This is a genomic window from Nocardioides sp. Soil_C_8, assembly GCF_057656315.1.
The window spans coordinates 170726-189491 of sequence record NZ_JBDGKQ010000005.1 but is presented as its reverse complement, the minus strand read 5'-3'; the positions used below and the strand labels follow the sequence as shown (position 1 = coordinate 189491).

The window sequence follows — 18766 nt, the reverse complement described above, 5'->3', positions numbered from 1 at the left end:
GTGGATCAGGCGCTGACGAGCACCTGCACCTCGGCGACCGAACCGGTCGCGGCGACGACTCGGGTGTCGACGGGCTGGGCCTTCGGCGCGAGCGTGCGCAGGGTCCACTCGCCGTCGCCGGCGAAGAAGCGGAAGTGCCCCGTCGCGGACGTCGGCACCTCGGCGGTGAACTCGCCGCTGCGGTCGAGCAGCCGGACGTACGCATTGGCGACGGGCTCGTCACCGCTGCGCAGCACCTGCCCCTGGATCACGGCCTCCTTGGCGACGTTGACGCCGTCGAGCGACAGGCCGCCTTCCTTGGCTCCGCACATGATGGTTCCTTTCGAAGAAGTGGGGTCTCGTGACGGGACTTCGTCCCTCCTCGACCAGCGGGGGTCAGGCCTTGCCGGGCTCGTCGCCGAGAGCGACGGGCACGCCGACGAGCGAGCCGTACTCGGTCCAGGAGCCGTCGTAGTTCTTCACGTTCTTGCGACCGAGGAGCTCGGTCAGGACGAACCACGTCAGCGAGGAGCGCTCGCCGATGCGGCACAGGGCGATGGTGTCCTTGTCGGTGTCGAAGCCGACCTCGTCGTAGAGGGCGGTGAGCTCCTCGTCGGACTTGAAGGTGCCGTCGTCGTTGGCGTTCTTGCTCCACGGCACGTTGACCGAGGTCGGGATGTGGCCGGCGCGCTGGGCCTGCTCCTGCGGGAGGTGGGCCGGGGCGAGCAGCCGGCCGGCGTACTCGTCGGGGCTGCGCACGTCGACGAGGTTCTGCGTGCCGATCGCGGCGACGACCTCGTCGCGGAAGGCGCGGATCGAGGGGTCCTGCTCCTGCGCGGTGTACGACGTCTTCGCGCGGGTGGGGAGCTCGTCGGTCAGCTCGCGGGAGTCGAGCTCCCACTTCTTGCGGCCGCCGTCGAGGAGCTTGACGTCCTGGTGGCCGTAGAGCTTGAAGTACCAGTAGGCGTAGGCGGCGAACCAGTTGTTGTTGCCGCCGTAGAGCACGACGGTGTCGTCGTTGGACACGCCCCGCTCGGACAGCAGCGCCTCGAACTGCTCCTTGTTGACGAAGTCGCGGCGGACCTGGTCCTGGAGGTCGGTGGTCCAGTCGAGCTTGATGGCTCCCCGGATGTGGCCCTTGTCGTAGGCGGTCGTGTCCTCGTCGACCTCGATGATGACGACGCCGTCGGTGTCGAGGTTGTCCTCGACCCACTGGGCGGTGACGAGCGAGTTCTCGCGGCTCATGGTTGGTGTGCTCCTTGTGGTGGTGAACAGTCGTGTGTCAGACGGTGGCGATGAAGCGGCGGACGAGCAGGTAGACCTCGCATCCCAGGCAGAAGGCGAAGACGGCGTTGAGCAGGGCGGCGACGAGCGCCAGCCCGACGGCGACTTGGGCGACGACGGTCGCGCCGGCTGCGAAGGCCAGCAGCCCGACGACCGCGAACGCGAGGCCGACGGCCTGGGCGAAGCGCGGCGGCTCCGGCGCCTCCCACTCGGTGGGCGAGGCCAGGCGCGGACGGACCAGCGTGCGGAACAGCCAGGCGTGCGGCGTGGCCTGCACCCCGCGCACCGCACCCACGGCGAACAGCACCGCCTGCACGGCGAGCAGCGCGACGGCGTACGGCGTGGGGAGCAGCAGCACGGCCACCAGGACGACGGCGGTCAGGGCGGCGGCGAGCTGCGGGCCGCGGGGGTCGATCCCGCCCTCCGGGCGGGCGGCCGCGTCAGGACCCTGCGCGGGTCGGGGCGTGGCGGTGGTGGTCATGTCTCTCCTGAGGTCGGTCGGCACGGCAGTGGCCGGGCACGCCGGGGCACGGGCCCGGCGTGCGGGTCCCACCGACCGAGCACGGTCCGGCGACGACAGGCCGGACGGGAGGGCTCAGGCGAGCGGTGGGACCGCTACGACATTCGACACAGCGCCGAGCGCACGCGGCAGTGGTCCACTGCGCGGCGCCTGGTGAGCATGGTCGAGGACATGTGGACGACCCTAGGCGGTGCGGTCCGTCGGACCCACTTGCGTCTCACCATGTGACCCACCCATCCACATCCTGAGATCACACGCGGGCGAGCGCGGTCAGGACCTGGTCGCGGGACGGTGCTCCGGTCGCGCGGGTGACCTCCGCGCCGGCCGCGTCGAGCACGATCGTCGTGGGCGTGCGGAAGATGCCGAGGGTCCGCGTGGCCTCGAGGTGGTGCTCGGCGTCGATCTCCACGTGGGTGACGCCGTCGACGAGGTCGGTCACCTCGTCCAGCACGCGCCGCGTCGCACGGCACGGTGCGCAGAAGGCGCTCGAGAACTGGAGCAGCGTCGCCCGCTCCCCCAGCTCCTGGCCCACCGAAGCGACGAGGCCGGCGCCGGGACGGCTGGCGGGTCTCGTGACGGGCGCCGGGGCGCCCTCCTCGACCAGCGGCTCACCGATCGGGCGGGTGCCGCGGAAGCGGCCGTCGGTCGCGGCCCGCCACAGTCCGAACGCCGTCGCCAGCACGACAGCGGCGAGGACGATCCAGGCTCCGGTGGTCACACCGGGGCAACGACCGCGACGCGCGCATTTGTTCCACCCCGGCTCACGCCACCGTCCGGAGACGGAGCGAGGCCCCGGGACGGATCCCGGGGCCTCGCGTGGAGCAGGTGGTGCAGTGGAGCAGCAGGTCAGCGCTTCTTCTTGACCTTGACGGTCTTGGCGACCTCCGCGTCGCCGTACTTGCCGCCCTTGAGGTCGACGTCGAAGACCAGCTTGTTCTTGCCCTTGGTCAGCTTCTTGACGGTGAGGGTGGCCTTGCCGTTGCGCAGCTTGGCCTTGCCCACCTTCTTGTAGACCGGGGCGCCGAACTCGTCCTCACGCACGATCTTCCGCACGACGACCTTGCCCTTGAACTTCTTGGCCTTGACCTTCTTGTCGGAGACGACGACCGAGGCCTTGCTGCCCTTCACCGAGATCTTGACCTTCGGCTTCTTGGCGATCTTCTGGGTGGACGCCAGGGCGGTGCCGGTGATGCCGTCGTTGGTGGCGGTCACCCGCAGGGCGATGCGCTTGCCCTTGTACTTCTTCGAGACCTTGAGCGTGCGGCCCTCGCCGACGACGGCGTCGTCGACCAGCCACGCGTACTGGTAGGTCGTACCGCCCTCGAGCGTCCAGTAGCCCGTGGTCGCGCGGACCTTGCCGCCGAGGTAGGGGTTGCCCTTGATCTCGGGCTTGCGCAGCGCACGCATGCCCTCCTCGAGGGTGGCGTCGACACCGGTCACGGTCTTGCCGCTGGTGACGGTGATGACCTTCGCGTTGGCGAAGTTGGTGTTGTCGTACCACTCGGGGCCGAAGAACTTGTCGTCGTAGCTCCCGTCGAGGAACAGCACCTTGTACTTGCCCGGCTTGAGGGCCGTCGCGTTGAACGAGCCGTCGTCCTCGATCGCGCCGTAGGCGTAGCTGTTCTCGGTGACGAGCCCGTCGTTGGCCTCCAGCATCTGCACCGAGACACCGTCGATCGAGAGCGCGGTCGCGGCCGACACGGTGCCCGAGATGCCACCGGTGAGCGGCAGCACCACGTTGACGCCGGCAGCCGGCACGGGTGCCGGCTTGGCGGCGGCGAAGGACTGCGCACCGCCGTACCAGCGGCCCATGCGGTAGTACTGGCCGTCCTCGCGCTCGAGCTCGTCCTCGACCTGGATCTTGAACTGGTCCTCCGAGGACCGGGTCGCGGCGGGGTCGAGGTCGTCGAAGGCGTACTGGCCGGCGCGGTTGGTGATGGCGACCGCCATCTGACGCTCGTCGCGCGCCTTGAGCGGCGTGCTCCACGCGGTCACGCGGGCGCCGATCACCGGAGCACCGGCGGAGTCGGTGACCGTGCCGCTCATGTCGATCGCGGCCGGGTCGACGGCGAAGGACGGGTCGTCGGCCAGGGCCGCGTCGATCCCGGCGACCGTGGCGCCGCCGTTGAGCACCAGCGGGGTGGCGGAGCCCTGGTCGGCCTTGTCGGCGAACCACTCACCGAGGAACTGGCCGACCGGGTCGGTGTAGCGGATCTTGTAGACACCCTCCTGGGCGCCCTCGATCCGGAAGACGCCGTTGGCGTCGGTGAGGTCGGAGTACGACGAGAAGCCGTCGTTGCCCTCGTAGGCCTGGACCCGCACCCGCTCGAGCGGGGTGCCCGCGGTGTTGGTGAGGCGGCCGGTCAGGACGCCGCCGCGGCTGACGCCGATGTCGCCGAGCGCCAGGGGCGCCGCGCCGAGGGTGATCGCGTCGGCGGTCTCCTCGGTGGTCTTGTCGGTGTACCACTCCGACGCGTAGCCGACCGGGTCGATCTCGAGCTTGTAGGAGCCGGCGATCGGGGCACCGACGCGGAAGGTGCCGTCGCGCTCGATGCGGGCCGAGGACACGAACGAACCGCCGGCGTGCAGGCTGACCGAGCCGCTGCGGACCGGGCGGCCCGCGGAGTTGACCACACGGCCGGTGGCCGTCGGGGCCGCCCCCAGGACGACCGGCGCGAGGGCGGTCGGACCGGTGACCGCGACCGGGTCGGCGGTGGCGAGGTCGGGCTTGTCGGTGTAGAACTCCGACGCGAGCGTGCCGTCGATGCTCTCGAACTCGAACTTGTAGGTGCCCGGCTCGAGCGGCAGGTTCATCCGCCCGTCGGCGACGTACTGGGCGTCCTCGTAGTAGTAGCCGCCGTCGCTCTGGCCGAGGTACGCGGTGACGTATCCCTCGACCGGGTTGCCCGCGGCGTCGGTGACCGTGGTGGTCACCCCGACCGGAGCGGCGTTGGCCGGCGCTGCCGCGCCGATCGCGAAGCCGGCGAGCGCCGTCGCGGTGGCGGCGCCACCTGCAACAAGGCGCGCGAAAGCTCCCCCGTTGGTGCTGATCATGCTGTGTCCCCCTTGGACTCATGCCGGCACGCGACGTGCCAGGCACCCAGACCATCCCCCGTGGAGGTCTGTCGAAACGCAGTTCTATCGCATAACTGCGCGGCTGTGCTCACCCCCCGGCAAATGGGGGCAGCAGCTCGACGACGTCGCCCGGGCGTACGACGACCGCGGCGGGATCCTGCGTGCGGACCGGCTGGTCGCCGAGGAGCACCGAGCAGACCCCGACCGTGCGGGCCATCTGCTCACCGGGGTGGCGCTCGAGGACGCGCGCGACGACGTCGGCCAGGGTCAGCTCGCCCGTCGTCTCGAGGTGGTCCTCGGCCGTGCCGGCCGCGGCCCGGGCACCGGCCCAGTAGCGCACGGTGACCGCTGTCTCACGACTCCGTTGCGCGTCCGTCCGCTCGCTCATGCGGGATATCCTTCCTCATCCCCGGCTGACGCTCCGGCTGACGCCCCCGGCTGAACCCCCGGACGAGGAGGCCCCGCGATGAGCGCCCTGCTGCTGCTCACGAGCGCGCTGCAGCCCTCCGCCGAGGTGCTCCCCGGGCTCGCGCTGCTGTCGCACACCGTGAAGATCGTGCCCGCCCAGGGCAGTGCGCTGCTCGACGCGCCGGACTCCGACCTCGTCCTCGTCGACGGGCGCCAGGACCTCGCGGCCGCCCGCGACCTGTGCCGGCTGATCCGCACCACCGGCACCGACGCGCCGGTCCTGCTCATCGTCACCGAGGGCGGCCTCGCCGTCGTCGCCCACGACTGGGGCATGGACGACGTCGTCCTCCACACCTGCGGGCCCGCCGAGCTCGACGCCCGGATCCGCCTCGCGGTCGGCCGGGCCGGCGCCGCCGCGCCCGACGACCCGGCCGCCCACGTGATCCACCGCGGCGAGGTCGTCGTCGACGACGCCACCTACACCGCCCGCATCGGCGGCCGCCCGCTCGACCTGACCTACAAGGAGTTCGAGCTCCTGAAGTACCTCGCCCAGCACCCGGGCCGGGTCTTCAGCCGCGAGCAGCTTCTCCAGGAGGTCTGGGGCTACGACTACTTCGGCGGCACCCGCACCGTCGACGTCCACGTCCGGCGCCTCCGCGCCAAGCTCGGCACCGAGCACGAGCACCACATCGGCACCGTGCGCAACGTCGGCTACCGCTTCGTCGTGCCGACCCGGGAGCCCGCCACCGAGTCGGAGCCGTCCTCGACGTCCTGACGTCTCGGCTCTCCTTCCATCGGATGTCTGAGGACGTCGTGGACGGGATCTCCCCCGATCGACGACCGTCCCGTCCTCAGATGTCGGTCGGGACCGCGCCGCTAGGGTCGAGCGCATGGACGCCAGCCCGGACTCCGCCTCGCAGACCGTGGAGCAGATCGCCGACGAGGCCGCGGTGGCCGACGGTGCCGACCCGCTCGACGAGGCGACCCGCATCGCCCTCGCCGACGGCGCCGCCACCGTCATCGCGGAGGACGACGCCTTCGCCCTGCTCCACGCCGATGACCTCTCGCTCGTCGTCCGCCCGGCGGCCCGCGGCCGCGGCCTCGGGTCCGCGCTGCTCACGCGCGCCGAGTCGTCGTACGGCACCGGGCTGACGGCGTGGTCGCACGGCAACCACCCGGCCGCAGCAAGGCTCGCCGGGTCCCACGGGTGGGAGCGGGTGCGCGACCTCTGGGTGATGCGTCGGCCGACCTCGCTCCTCCTGCCCGACCTCGTCGTGCCGAACGGCGTGACGGTGCGCAGCTACCGCGACAGCGACGCCGCCGACGTGGTCGCGGTCAACGCCGCCGCGTTCGCCCACCACCCCGAGCAGGGCGCGATGGACGTCGACAACCTCGCCCGGCGGATGGCGGAGCCGTGGTTCGACCCGGCCGGGCTGCTCGTCGCGGAGGACGACTCCGGGATGCTCGGCTTCCACTGGACCAAGCAGCACGACGCGCGCCTCGGGGAGGTGTACGTCGTCGGCGTCGCCCCCGCCGCGCAGGGCCGCGGGCTCGGCAAGGTGCTCACCCTGGCCGGGCTGCACCACCTCGCCGGGCTCGGCGTGGACGAGGTGCTGCTCTACGTCGAGTCCGACAACGCTCCTGCCGTCGCCGTCTACTCACGCCTCGGGTTCGGGCACGCGGACGCCGACACGCACGTGCAGTACCGCCGCCCCTGACCTCCGATATCTGAGGACGTCGCGGACGTCGAGGTGCCCTTCAGGCGGACGCTGCGTCCTCAGATATCGCGGGGTGGGATCAGCGGAGGGGGCGGACGTGCAACCCGACCTCGGGGTCGACGACGACCTCCTGGGCGGCGGGCATCTCGTCGACGGTCAGCGTCGCGTCGACCGGCACGTTGCGCTTGACCAGCGCGAGCGCGATCGGGCCGAGCTCGTGGTGGCGGGCGCTCGAGCCGACGAAGCCGACGTCGCGACCGTCGTACGACACCGGGGACCCGGCGGTCGGCAGGCGGCTCTCCGACCCGTCGAGGTGCAGGAGCACCAGCCGGCGGGGCGGGCGACCGAGCGTGTGGACGCGCGCGACGGTCTCCTGGCCGCGGTAGCAGCCCTTGTCGAGGTGCACGGCCGCGCCGATCCAGCCGACCTCGTTGGGGATCGTGCGGTGGTCGGTGTCGATGCCGAGCCGCGGCTCGCCGCGCTCGATGCGCAGCGCCTCGAAGGCCCACAGCCCGCAGGCCGGGCCGGCGGCCTCGGCGTAGGCCTCCAGCCGGTCGCGGGGCACGAGGTCGTAGCGACCAGCCACGTGCGACTGGCCCTCCCCCGGGCGCCACATCACGGCGAGGTCGTCGACGAGGGAGATCTCGACGCGCGTCATGAACTTCATCCGCTCGAGCCACTCCACCAGCGCCGCGCCGGCGCCCGGCTCGGTGTGGGCGGTGAACGCCTCGCCGTCGTCGACACCGGTGAACGCGTGCTCGACGTGGCCCTGCGGGCTCAGCACGAGCGCCTGCGTCCAGGTGCCGGGGGCGAGGCCGTCGAAGTACTGCGTGGTCAGGTTGTGCAGCCACGACAGCCGCTCGGGTCCGGATACGCGTACGACGTCGCGGTGCGAGAGGTCGACGAACCCGTCACCCTGCGCGAGGCTGCGCTGCTCGGTGTTGAAGGAGCCGTAGTGGGCGGCGACCGGGGCATCGATCCCGTCGCCGGCGACGGCTCCGGGCAGGGCGAGGAGCGGGGACTGCATGCCTCGAGCCTACGCGCCGACACCATGAAGGCAGTTGGGCTGCCACATGCCGTTCGCCACGCTCAGCCGGGGCCCACGAGGTCCGAACTGCCTTCATGGTGCTCGACGATCTCCGGCGCGGCGTCGCGTCGGACCAGCTGGTCGCGGAGCCAGAAGGCGACGTGCCCGGCGCCGGCCAACGTGGCGACGCCGATGACCAGGAAGATCCAGCGCCAGTCGACGATCGTCACCAGCGCGGCGCCGAGGGCGAGCGAGACCGCGCTCGGCACCGTCATCACGACCTCGGCGGCGGTCGAGACGCGGCCCATCAGCCGCTGCGGCGTACGACGCTGCAGGAGCGTCATGTAGGCGACGACGAGCAGCGGGAGCGAGACACCGAAGACCACGATGCTCACCAGCACGCCCGCCATCGCCGGGGACGCCGCGATGCCCAGGGCGCTCGCCCCGAGCAGCACCAGCCCGAGCACGCTGGTCGCGACCTCACCGATGCGGCGTACGCACCGGGCGGAGGCGATGCCGCCGACGACCGCGCCGATGCCCTGCACCGAGACGATGACGCTGACGTAGGTCGCGGGGCGGTCGAAGTGGTCGGTGAGCGCGAAGATCGCCGACTCGGTGAAGCCGAGGACGAGCATCGACAGGCCGAAGCCGATGAGCAGGTGGCCCAGCACCCGGTCGTGCACGAGGTGGCGCAGGCCGTCGGTGAGCTGGTTCCAGTAGGCGGCGTGCTCGCGCTCGGGGGTCTCCTCCTCGACCCGGATCGTCGAGATGACGGCCGCCGCGACGAGGAACGACGCGGCGTCGACGAGGGCGACCGCCCACCCGCCGAGCCAGGCGAAGAGCGCGGCGCCGAGCAGCGGGCCGAAGAGGCGGTAGGACTCCTTGACGGTCTGGATGCTGGAGTTGGCGTCGACGAGCATCCGCTCCGGCATCAGCTCCTTGAGCAGGCCGTTGAGGCCGGCGGGCAGCACCACGAAGCTGACGCCGTAGAGACCGGCGACCGTCCAGATGATCCAGACGTCACCGGCGTCGCGGACCAGCAGGAGCGGCAGGACGGCGACGGCCGAGAGGACGTTGCCCCACACCAGCATGGGCTTGCGCTTGATCCGGTCGAGCCAGACGCCGACGAACGGCGCGAAGATCGCCGGGATGCACATGAAGAAGAACGTGAAGCCGGCCATCGCGCTCGAGTCGGTGAGCGTCTTCACCCAGATGCTCAGGACCAGCAGCATGATCGAGTCGCCGAGCATCGACGTCGTCAGCCCGGCGAAGAGCCGGGTGAAGCCCGGCTGGGCGAAGGCGGCCCTCATCGTTCGATCTCCACGGCCGCGCCCCAGGCGACGATCTCGCACAGCCGGGCGCCGTCCGGCCGTTCACCGGAGGCGAGCCGGTCGTCGTACGTCCCCGCGACCTCGCGCAGCCGGCCGGTCAGGTCGGCGAGCTCCTCGGGCGTGAGCCAGGCGACGTGCTGGGTCAGCCCGCCGCTGTCGCGCCACCCGGGATCGGTCTCGCGCTCGCTCGAGCCGAGGAAGCGGTCGACCCACCGCTCGAGCAGCATCCGGCTCAGCGCCTGCCCGGCCCGCAGCTCGTCCCGGCTGAGGTCGTCGTCCTCGGCCCAGGACATCCCGATGGTCCGCATCTGCCACGGCCGCTGCCGGCCCGTCCCGCCCGCGGCCTCCTCGATGAAGTCGTGCTCGGCGAGCTTGCGCAGGTGCCACGAGCAGTTCGCCGGGGTCTCGTCGAGCTGGTCGGCCAGCTCGGTCGCGGTCATCGGCCCGTGGACCGACAGCAGCTCGATGATGCCCATCCGGACGGGGTGGGCGACGGCCGCGAGGGCGCGGGGGTCACGGAGGTGGCGGGGGCTGGACACCTGTCGAAAGTAGTCTTTCGAAAGAGTTCTTGCAATAGGCGTCGCGCCGCGGAGTCACCGGATATCCGGTGACTCCCCTGGTTGGCACCCGGGATCTCGGCCCACAAGCGGGAAACTCGGGTGCAAAGCAGCCGCGAGTCCCTCAGAGACTCACGTGCCAGCGGCGGCGGAGCAGTCGGCGCAGGTGCCGAAGATCGCGAGGTGCCCGACGTCGACGGAGAACCCGTCCTCCCCCAGCGCCGTGACGAGCGACCGCACGATCTCGGGGTCGTAGGAGCGCACGGAGCCGCAGCCGCGGCAGACCACGTGGACGTGCTCGTGCTCGCGGGTGGAGTGGTACGTCGGCGCGCGGTCGCTCAGGTGCGTGTGGCGCACCAGCCCGAGCTCCTCGAGCACCTCGAGCGTGCGGTAGACGGTGGAGGCGTTGACCGAGCTCACCTGGCCGCGCACGTGCGACAACACCTCGTCGGGGGTGGCGTGGCGCAGCTCCTCGACGGCCCGCAGGATCAGCTCGCGCTGCGGGGTGAGCCGGAGCCCCTGCTCCCGCAGCCGTGCCGCCAGGTCGTCGGACATCACACGCTCTTCCGGGGTCCCCGCGGCGCTCGTTCGGGGGAGCGCAGCGGAGGAGAAGGACGTCGTGGGGTGTTCATCACGCTCGCTGGAGTCGCGCCCAGGTGTGGGGCTGGAGGTCCTGGCCGACGGCCGCCATGTCGTAGGCGTAGAGCAGGTCGCCGTCGACGTTGCCGTACATCCGGGACCCGGCCGTGACCTCCTTCGCCGTCTCGGTGAAGGACACGCCGGCGGTGTGGATCTCGAGCTTGCCGCCCTCGGCCGCGCCGTACCAGACCTCGGAGAAGCCGATGTTGTGCGCGAGGAGCAGCTCGACCTTGCCGGGCTCGGGGCAGCGCAGGAAGCCGGTCTCCATGGCAGCGTCGCGGACGAACTCACCCTGCTCGTCGACGATCCACGCGCGCGACATGTAGTGGAAGAACGGGCGGCCGTCGTGGGTGAAGATCAGCTCCTGGCCGAACTGGAACGAGTCGATGGTCGGGTAGGCGCCGTGGCCGTTGCCACGCCAGGTGCCGAGCAGCCACGCGACGGGGCCGCAGTTGGGGTGCAGGTTGTCCGGCAGCTCGAAGGGCATGGTGACGACTCTAGTCTGGGCGCATGCCTCGCTCACTGGTCCTCAAGGTCACCTGCGGCGCCGAGGACGCCGAGCGGCTCAACCAGGGCTTCACCGTCGCCGCCGCAGCGGCGGCCGCCGGCGCCGACGTGTCGCTGTGGCTGACCGGCGACGCCGCCTGGTTCGGCGTACCGGGTCGCGCCGAGGAGTTCGAGCTCGAGCTCGCCACACCGCTCGACCAGCTGATGGCGGCGGTCCTCACCAGCGGGACGATCACCGTCTGCTCGCAGTGCGCCGCACGTCGCGGCATCGTCGCCGCCGACCTCCGCGAGGGCGTCACCATCGCCGGCGCGGCCGTCTTCGCCGAACAGGTCCTGGGCGAGGGCGTCCAGGCGTTGGTCTACTGAGACGAAGGTCATCTCACGTTCATCTTCCGGTGCCACACTGAGTGGCATGTCCGACCCGGCCACCCTCACCAGCGCTGTCTCCCCGTCGGTGGAGGAAGGGCCGGTCGCCGAGCCCTTCGGGCACCCCACCGACACCTTCGACGTCGAGCCGCCCTACCAGCCCGACGCCGAGGCCATCGAGGGCGTCGAGAAGTTCGAGGACCGCTTCATCGACCGCGAGATCTCCTGGGTCCGGTTCAACCAGCGCGTCCTCGAGCTCGCCGAGGACCCTGACCTCCCGCTGCTGGAGCGCGCCCGCTTCCTCGCGATCTTCGCCAGCAACCTCGACGAGTTCTTCATGGTCCGCGTCGCCGGCCTCAAGCGCCGCATCGCCGCCGGCGTCGCCGTGCGCGCCGCGAGCGGGCACATGCCGCGCGAGCAGCTCGACATGCTCTGGACCGCGAGCCGCGAGCTGATGGAGCGGCACGCGCGCGCGCTGGTCGACCTGCTGCCCGAGCTCGGCAGCCAGGGCATCGAGATCGTGCGCTGGGCCGACCTCGACCGCGAGGAGCAGAAGATCTGCAAGAAGCTCTTCAAGGAGCGGATCTTCCCCGTCCTCACCCCCCTCGCCGTCGACCCGGCCCACCCGTTCCCCTACATCTCCGGGCTGTCGCTCAACCTCGCGGTCGTCGTACGGCACCCGGGGACCGGCACCGAGCACTTCGCGCGGGTCAAGGTGCCGCCGACGTTCGGCCGCTTCGTCAACGTCGGCAACCAGCGCTTCGTGCCGATCGAGGACGTCATCGGCGAGCACCTCAAGAAGCTCTTCACCGGCATGGACGTGCTCGGCTCCCACACCTTCCGGGTCACCCGCAACGAGGACCTCGAGGTGGAGGAGGACGACGCGGAGAACCTCCTCAAGGCGCTCGAGAAGGAGCTGCAGCGACGCCGCTTCGGCCCACCGGTGCGGCTCGAGGTCGAGGAGTCGATGGACCCCAAGGTGCTCGAGCTGCTCGTCTCCGAGCTCGGCGTCGGGCGCGACGAGGTCGTCTCGCTGCCCGGCCCGCTCGACCTCACCGGCCTCCACTCGATCGCCGACCTGCCCCGCGACGACCTCAAGTACGCCGCCTTCCTCCCGACGACGCACCCGAGCCTGGCGGAGGTCGAGTCGTCGTCGCCGGTCGACGTGTTCGACTCCGTGGCGCGTCACGACGTGCTGCTGCACCACCCCTACGACTCCTTCGCCACCTCGGTGCAGCGCTTCCTCGAGCAGGCCGCCGCCGACCCGCACGTGCTGGCGATCAAGCAGACGCTCTACCGCACCTCCGGCGACAGCCCGATCATCGAGGCGCTCATCGACGCCGCCGAGGCCGGCAAGCAGGTGCTGGTCATCGTGGAGATCAAGGCCCGCTTCGACGAGCAGGCCAACATCCGGTGGGCCCGCAAGCTCGAGCAGGCCGGCTGCCACGTCGTCTACGGCCTGGTCGGCCTCAAGACCCACTGCAAGCTGTCGATGGTCGTGCGCGACGAGCCCGAGGGCATCCGCCGCTACGTCCACCTCGGCACCGGCAACTACAACCCCAAGACCGCCCGCCTCTACGAGGACCTCGGGCTGCTGACGGCCAACCCCGAGATCGGCGAGGACGTCGCCCTGCTCTTCAACAACCTCTCGGGCATCAGCCGCAACCGCACCTACGACCACCTCCTCGTCGCGCCGCACAGCGTCCGGGAGGGCCTGGTCGCCCAGATCCACCAGGAGATCGCCCACCACCAGGCCGGCCGGCCCGCCGGGATCCGGATCAAGGCGAACTCGGTGGTCGACGAGGCGGTGATCGACGCCCTCTACCTCGCCTCGCAGGAGGGCGTCCGCATCGAGCTGCTCATCCGCGGCATCTGCGCGCTGCGACCCGGCGTACCCGGCCTGTCGGAGACCGTGCGCGTGCGCTCGATCCTGGGCCGGTTCCTCGAGCACAGCCGCGTCTTCTGGTTCGACAACGGCGGCGAGCCGGCCGCGTGGATCGGGTCGGCGGACATGATGCACCGCAACCTCGACCGCCGCGTCGAGGTGCTCGTACGTCTCCGCGACCCCGACGTCGTCGAGGAGGTCGGCGGGCTGCTCGACCTGGCGCTCGACCCGACGACGACGGCGTGGGAGCTCGGGCCGGACGCCGAGTGGCAGCTGCACCGCGGCGAGCGCCACCTGCACGACGAGCTGATCGCCCGCCAGCGCGCCCGCCGTCGCTGAGCGGAGCGTCACACCGAGCCGGGAACGGCACCCCGGTTTTGCGTCAAGGGGCCGCTCACCCCCTACCATGAACCACGGTTCATCCGCCCCCCGTTCGGAGTTCACCGTGCGTTTGAAGTTCCGCCCCGTCGACAGCTCGTTCTACGACCTGTTCGCCGAAGCTGCCAACCACCTCGTCGTCGGATCGCAGCTCCTCAGCGAGATGCTGTCGGTCGGCAACTCCAAGGCCGAGATCGCGCAGCGCATGCGCGAGGCCGAGCACGCCGCCGACGAGACGACCCACTCGATCATCCGACGGGTCAACAGCACGTTCGTCACGCCCTTCGACCGCGAGGACATCTACTCGCTGGCCTCGGCGCTCGACGACGTGATGGACATGATGGACGAGGCCGTCGACCTCGTCCTCCTCTACGAGGTCACGTCCCTGCCGCCGGAGACCACCCAGCAGGTCGAGGTGCTGCAGCGCTGCGCCGAGCTGACCGCGGCAGCGATGCCGTCGCTGGAGTCGATGGGCTCGCTCGACGAGTACTGGATCGAGATCAACCGTCTCGAGAACACCGGCGACAAGTCGTACCGCCGCATCCTGGCCAACCTCTTCAGCGGCGACTACGAGGCGCTCGAGGTCATGAAGCTCAAGGACATCGTGGAGTCCCTCGAGGGGGCGATCGACGCGTTCGAGAAGGTCGCCAACATCGTGGAGCAGATCGCGGTCAAGGAGTCCTGACCCCGATGCCTGCCATCACCTTGCCCTCGCGCGCCCGGAGCGTGGTCTGATGGAGATCGCGATCATCCTCGCGGTCGTCGTCGTGGCCCTGGTGTTCGACTACACCAACGGTTTCCACGACGCGGCCAACGCGATCGCCACGTCCGTCTCGACGGGCGCACTCAAGCCGCGCGTGGCGCTCGCCATGGCGGCGATCATGAACTTCGTCGGCGCCTTCCTCGGCCAGAAGGTCGCGCACACGGTGTCCGACACGATCGACCCAGGGGAGGGCAGCCACGGCCTGGTCATCGTGATGTGCGGCCTCCTCGGTGCGATCACGTGGAACCTCATCACCTGGTGGCTCGGGCTTCCCTCTTCGTCCTCGCAGGCCCTGATCGGCGGCCTCGTCGGCGCCGCGATCGCGGCCGGGACGACCGCCAACTGGGACGTCGTGGTCGAGAAGGTCGTCCTCCCGATGCTGATCTCCCCGGTGGTCGCCTTCACCCTGGGCTTCGCCCTGATGGTCGCCATCATGTGGATGTTCCGCCGGGCCAACCCGGGCCGCGCCAACCGTGGCTTCAAGATGGCCCAGACCGTGTCGGCCGCCGCGATGGCGCTCGGCCACGGCCTCCAGGACGCCCAGAAGACGATGGGCGTGATCTTCCTGGCGCTGCTCACCGGCGGCTACGTCGCCGAGGGCGACCCGCTCCCGCTGTGGGTCATCTTCACCTCGGCCGCGGCGATCTCGCTCGGCACCTGGTCGGGCGGCTGGCGCATCATGCGCACCCTCGGACGCCGGATCATCCACCTCGACCCGGCCCGCGGGTTCGCCGCCGAGTCCGTGGCATCAGGCGTGCTCTACTCCACTGCGTACGTCTTCGAGGCGCCCATCTCGACCACCCACACGATCACCTCTGCGGTCATGGGCGTCGGCGCGACCAAGCGCCTCTCCGCCGTCCGCTGGGGCGTGGCCCGCTCGATCCTGATCGCGTGGGTGCTCACCTTCCCGGCCGCTGCCTTCGTCGCCGCCGTCTGCTACTGGATCGCGCACATCTTCCTCCCCTGATCGGGCGTCCCGTCGCCCCCCTTCTTGGGCCCCGCCTGCGCCTGGAGACATCTGAGGACGCCACGTACGCCTCAACCTGCGACTTCCGTCCACCACGTCCTCAGACAGGTCGATTCATGCGGCTCGCCGGCGGTGGGCCAACAGCCTTGACCGGTCGTGCGCCGAGAGGGCGTGGCGCGCTTCGACGGTGGTCGTGTCCTGCCACCAGGGCGGCGTCCGCAGCGTCCACGCGCGATCCGAGGCCGGTTGCCGGGCTGCGCGCACGTACGCCTCGCGCAGACGCGCCCGGAACGGGTCTCGATCGACCAGGTCACCCGCCATCATCGTTGCGCCTTCGAGTCCCAGACGCCGGTACGCCGCTTCCTTGGCTACGTCGCCGTGGCGTACCGATCCGGCGAGGTGCAGCCCGCCGTCGTACATCCCGTAGACGCCCGCGGTGGGATCGATGACGTCAGGTGTGCCGACGAAGCGCCCGTCGTGGTCGAACACGGGAACATTGCTCAGCAGCCGTGGCGCCTCCATCGCCTCGCGCCACACCAGCCGCATGACGGGCTCCATGGGCGACCAGGCGTTCTCGTCCAGGAGCGGCAGCACTCGGCGGACCCGTTCGACGCCCCGACGTGCCACGAGGTCGGAGTCCACGAAGACCGTGAGCTCCTCGATGGACACCAGATCGTTGAAGGCAGCCATGTCGAACGCCACCACCGCGGCCTCGTCGTCACGCGCACGTCGCATCTCGAACGCGACGCTCCAGAGCGGGTGGGTGACGCGCACGCCGCCACAGCGAACGACGTACCGAGGCGCGATCACCTCCTGCGAGACCTCGAGACCAGCGCGCGCTCGCATGCTGTGACCGCTGCTGACCGCGACCGGAACCGGGAGCAGCTCGGCACCGCGTCCCACCCCGCCGAACCAGACGCCCCCGAGCCACGAGAGCCCGGCCCAGCCCGTCACGCCCCCGTAGCCCGGTAGCTGTGCGGCCGCCTCCACGATGCGTTGCGCGGGGTCCGTCGCGTCGAGGTCGGACGGGACCCACAGGTTGGAGCCGGCCCGCCGCCATGCCTCGGAACGGGTTGCCCAAGCGTTCGGGCCGTCCAAGCCGCGCGGATCTCGGCGTGCCGGCCACTGCACGCCAGGACGCAACCCTTCGCGAGGGCCGATCCCGCGCGCAGGCCAGGCGCCCGCCGTCCATGAGTCCGAGTCCACGCAAGCATCGTGCTCCGGACGCGACCACGCGCGCTCGGCTCCTCCACAGCCCACCTATCTGAGGACGTGGCGGTCGTCAAACAGGCCGATTTCCGTTCACGACGTCCTCAGATACCTGTCCCGGGGCGCCGCGTGCGCCGCGATCCATCTGAGGACGTGGTGGTCGACGAACGGGCCGATTTCCGTTCACCACGTCCTCAGATATCGCAGGTGGGGTGGCATATCAGCCGAAGCGGCCGGAGATGTAGGCCTCGGTGGCCTCGTTGTCGGGGTTGGCGAACATCTTCGGCGTCGCGTTGAACTCGACGAGGTGGCCGGGCTGGCCGGCGGCCTTGAGGTTGAAGAAGCCGGTCTCGTCGGAGACGCGGGCGGCCTGCTGCATGTTGTGGGTGACGATGACGATCGTGTAGTCGGACTTCAGCTCGTGGATCAGGTCCTCGATCGCGGAGGTCGAGATCGGGTCGAGCGCGGAGCACGGCTCGTCCATCAGCAGGACCTGCGGCTCCACGGCGATCGCGCGGGCGATGCAGAGGCGCTGCTGCTGGCCGCCGGAGAGGCCCATGCCGGGCTTGTCGAGGCGGTCCTTGACCTCGTTCCAGAGGTTCGCGCCCTTGAGGGAGCGCTCGACCACGTCGTCGGCCTCGGACTTCTTCATCTTCTTGGAGTTGAGGCGGTTGCCGGCGAGGACGTTCTCGTAGATCGACATCGTCGGGAACGGGTTCGGCCGCTGGAAGACCATCCCGATCTGGCGGCGTACGGCGACCGGGTCGACGGCGTTGTCGTAGAGCGACTGCCCGTCGACGGTCACCTTGCCCTCCACGCGGGCGCCGGGGATGACCTCGTGCATGCGGTTGAGCGAGCGCAGCACCGTGGACTTGCCGCAGCCGGAGGGGCCGATGAAGGCGGTCACGGAGCGTGCCTTGATGTGCATGTTGACGCCCTCGACGGCGAGGAAGTCGCCGTAGTAGATGTCGAGGTCGGAGACGTCGATGCTCTTGGCCATGGTGGGGGTGACTCCTTGGTTCCTACGTACGACCCGGCTCAGCGGCCGGTCTTGGGGGCGAACGCCTTGCCGACCAGTCGGGCGACCAGGTTGAGCGACATGACGATGATGATGAGGAAGAGGGCGGCGCCCCAGACGCGGTCGGTCCAGATCTCGCCGTACTTGAAGTGGGTCGTCTGGCCGAGCGACTGGAAGATGTAGACCGGCAGGGTCTGCACCGGCCCGTCGAACGGGTTCCAGTTCGCGACGCGCGCCGTGCCCAGGATGAGCAGCAGCGGGGCCGTCTCGCCGGCGACGCGGGCGATGGCCAGCGTGATGCCGGTGACGATGCCGGCGACGGCGGTCGGCAGGACGACCTTGGCGATCGTGCGCCAGCGCGGCACGCCCAGGGCGTACGACGCCTCGCGCAGGTCGTCGGGCACGAGCTTGAGCATCTCCTCGACCGAGCGGATGACGGTCGGCAGCATGAGGACCGACAGCGCGATCGAGCCGCCGATGCCCAGGCGCGGGAGCGGGTCACCGGTGATGACGATGAACAGCGCGACCGCGAAGAGGCCGGCCACGATCGACGGGATGCCGGTCATCACGTCCACGAGGAAGGTGATGGTCTTGGCGAGGCGGTTGTTCTTGCCGTACTCCACGAGGTAGATCGCGGTGAACAGGCCGATCGGGATCGCGATGATCGCGGCGATCGCGGTGACCATGACCGTGCCCATGATCGCGTGGTAGATGCCGCCGCCGACGCCGAGCAGCGCGCGACCGCTCATGTCGTCGTGGAGGAAGGCCGGCGTCAGCACGGGTGCCCCGCGCGCGACGACGGTCCAGATCAGGCTGACGAGCGGCAGCATGGCGAGCGCGAACGCCGTCCACATGAGGGTGCGGACGAACGTGTCGGTCGCCTTCCGCGGGCCCTCGATCGCGCGCGTCCAGCCGTAGAGGGCGATCGAGAAGGCGATCCAGGCGACGATGAGGGCCGCCACCGGACCGAGGCCGAGCAGCATCCCCAGCGCGCCGAGCGCGACCGAGCACACGCCGACGAGGACCGGCGCGACGCGGGGCAGGGTGCCGCCGGTGATCGGGTCGAGCCGGTCGACCGGGTCGAGGTCGGTGTCGATCAAGGTGCTCATGTCGGGGTCCCTGCGGCGTTGTTCGG

Annotated in this window: 20 protein-coding genes; 6 read left to right on the top strand and 14 right to left on the bottom strand. The window is 70.6% G+C overall.

The genetic code is table 11. The annotated features are described in order from the left end of the window. Positions 1–5 precede the first annotated feature (5 nt). The 6 genes from AC3A3L_RS20435 to AC3A3L_RS20410 form a co-directional block, all read right to left on the bottom strand. Positions 6–311, bottom strand: coding sequence for a DUF1416 domain-containing protein (locus AC3A3L_RS20435; RefSeq protein ID WP_172256424.1), 306 nt, complete (start codon positions 309–311; stop codon positions 6–8). A 64-nt stretch (positions 312–375) separates the two neighbouring features. Beyond that, the gene (locus tag AC3A3L_RS20430) at positions 376–1224 is read right to left on the bottom strand and encodes a sulfurtransferase (protein WP_487641877.1); all 849 of its coding nucleotides are present in this window, start codon (positions 1222–1224) and stop codon (positions 376–378) included. A gap of 37 nt (positions 1225–1261) precedes the next feature. Then, positions 1262–1744 carry a DUF4395 domain-containing protein gene (locus AC3A3L_RS20425; RefSeq protein ID WP_487641876.1) on the bottom strand — a complete coding sequence of 161 codons (483 nt, stop codon included), beginning with the start codon at positions 1742–1744 and terminating at the stop codon, positions 1262–1264. A 289-nt stretch (positions 1745–2033) separates the two neighbouring features. Beyond that, on the bottom strand, positions 2034–2501 hold the full coding sequence (locus tag AC3A3L_RS20420) for a TlpA family protein disulfide reductase (RefSeq protein ID WP_487641875.1): 468 nt from the start codon (positions 2499–2501) through the stop codon (positions 2034–2036). Positions 2502–2629: 128 nt separating this feature from the next. Beyond that, the gene (locus tag AC3A3L_RS20415; RefSeq protein ID WP_487641874.1) at positions 2630–4837 is read right to left on the bottom strand and encodes a carboxypeptidase-like regulatory domain-containing protein; all 2208 of its coding nucleotides are present in this window, start codon (positions 4835–4837) and stop codon (positions 2630–2632) included. 109 nt (positions 4838–4946) lie between these two features. Continuing rightward, a complete protein-coding gene (locus AC3A3L_RS20410; RefSeq protein ID WP_487641873.1) occupies positions 4947–5246 on the bottom strand; it encodes a MoaD/ThiS family protein in 300 nt (99 codons plus the stop codon). A gap of 78 nt (positions 5247–5324) precedes the next feature. On the opposite strand from AC3A3L_RS20410, the gene AC3A3L_RS20405 reads away from it, so the two are divergent. Together AC3A3L_RS20405 and mshD are read left to right on the top strand one after the other, a co-directional pair. After that, positions 5325–6041, top strand: coding sequence for a winged helix-turn-helix transcriptional regulator (locus AC3A3L_RS20405; RefSeq protein ID WP_487641872.1), 717 nt, complete (start codon positions 5325–5327; stop codon positions 6039–6041). Between the two features lie 115 nt (positions 6042–6156). Next, positions 6157–6984, top strand: coding sequence for a mycothiol synthase (gene mshD / locus AC3A3L_RS20400; RefSeq protein ID WP_487641871.1), 828 nt, complete (start codon positions 6157–6159; stop codon positions 6982–6984). 79 nt (positions 6985–7063) lie between these two features. Here the strand turns inward: mshD and ygfZ are convergent, their stop codons facing one another. The 5 genes from ygfZ to AC3A3L_RS20375 all read right to left on the bottom strand — a co-directional run bounded on the left by ygfZ (position 7064) and on the right by AC3A3L_RS20375 (position 11025). After that, entirely contained in the window at positions 7064–8011 is a 948-nt protein-coding gene (gene ygfZ, locus AC3A3L_RS20395) for a CAF17-like 4Fe-4S cluster assembly/insertion protein YgfZ (RefSeq protein WP_487641870.1), read from the bottom strand. A gap of 62 nt (positions 8012–8073) precedes the next feature. After that, positions 8074–9321, bottom strand: coding sequence for an MFS transporter (locus tag AC3A3L_RS20390; protein WP_487641869.1), 1248 nt, complete (start codon positions 9319–9321; stop codon positions 8074–8076). After that, positions 9318–9881, bottom strand: coding sequence for a winged helix-turn-helix domain-containing protein (locus AC3A3L_RS20385; RefSeq protein ID WP_487641868.1), 564 nt, complete (start codon positions 9879–9881; stop codon positions 9318–9320). The genes AC3A3L_RS20390 and AC3A3L_RS20385 overlap by 4 nt, the downstream gene beginning before the upstream one ends. A 150-nt stretch (positions 9882–10031) precedes the next feature. Further along, entirely contained in the window at positions 10032–10454 is a 423-nt protein-coding gene (locus tag AC3A3L_RS20380; RefSeq protein WP_487641867.1) for a Fur family transcriptional regulator, read from the bottom strand. Between the two features lie 76 nt (positions 10455–10530). Continuing rightward, entirely contained in the window at positions 10531–11025 is a 495-nt protein-coding gene (locus AC3A3L_RS20375; RefSeq protein ID WP_487641866.1) for a heme-binding beta-barrel domain-containing protein, read from the bottom strand. Positions 11026–11048: 23 nt separating this feature from the next. Between AC3A3L_RS20375 and AC3A3L_RS20370 the strand changes: the two genes are divergently transcribed. The 4 genes from AC3A3L_RS20370 to AC3A3L_RS20355 all read left to right on the top strand — a co-directional run bounded on the left by AC3A3L_RS20370 (position 11049) and on the right by AC3A3L_RS20355 (position 15404). After that, entirely contained in the window at positions 11049–11411 is a 363-nt protein-coding gene (locus AC3A3L_RS20370) for a DsrE family protein (protein WP_487641865.1), read from the top strand. Positions 11412–11457: 46 nt separating this feature from the next. Further along, a complete protein-coding gene (locus tag AC3A3L_RS20365) occupies positions 11458–13635 on the top strand; it encodes an RNA degradosome polyphosphate kinase (RefSeq protein ID WP_487641864.1) in 2178 nt (725 codons plus the stop codon). 106 nt (positions 13636–13741) lie between these two features. Further along, positions 13742–14359: a DUF47 domain-containing protein gene (locus tag AC3A3L_RS20360; RefSeq protein ID WP_487641863.1), complete on the top strand. Its 618-nt coding sequence runs from the start codon at positions 13742–13744 to the stop codon at positions 14357–14359. A 49-nt stretch (positions 14360–14408) separates the two neighbouring features. Continuing rightward, positions 14409–15404, top strand: coding sequence for an anion permease (locus tag AC3A3L_RS20355; protein WP_487641862.1), 996 nt, complete (start codon positions 14409–14411; stop codon positions 15402–15404). A gap of 114 nt (positions 15405–15518) precedes the next feature. Here the strand turns inward: AC3A3L_RS20355 and AC3A3L_RS20350 are convergent, their stop codons facing one another. The 3 genes from AC3A3L_RS20350 to pstA all read right to left on the bottom strand — a co-directional run bounded on the left by AC3A3L_RS20350 (position 15519) and on the right by pstA (position 18740). After that, entirely contained in the window at positions 15519–16535 is a 1017-nt protein-coding gene (locus tag AC3A3L_RS20350) for a hypothetical protein (protein WP_487641861.1), read from the bottom strand. A 298-nt stretch (positions 16536–16833) separates the two neighbouring features. Beyond that, complete coding sequence (gene pstB / locus AC3A3L_RS20345; protein ID WP_487641860.1) at positions 16834–17613, bottom strand: phosphate ABC transporter ATP-binding protein PstB; 780 nt, start codon at positions 17611–17613, stop codon at positions 16834–16836. A 38-nt stretch (positions 17614–17651) separates the two neighbouring features. Beyond that, entirely contained in the window at positions 17652–18740 is a 1089-nt protein-coding gene (gene pstA, locus AC3A3L_RS20340) for a phosphate ABC transporter permease PstA (RefSeq protein WP_487641859.1), read from the bottom strand. Positions 18741–18766 lie beyond the last annotated feature (26 nt).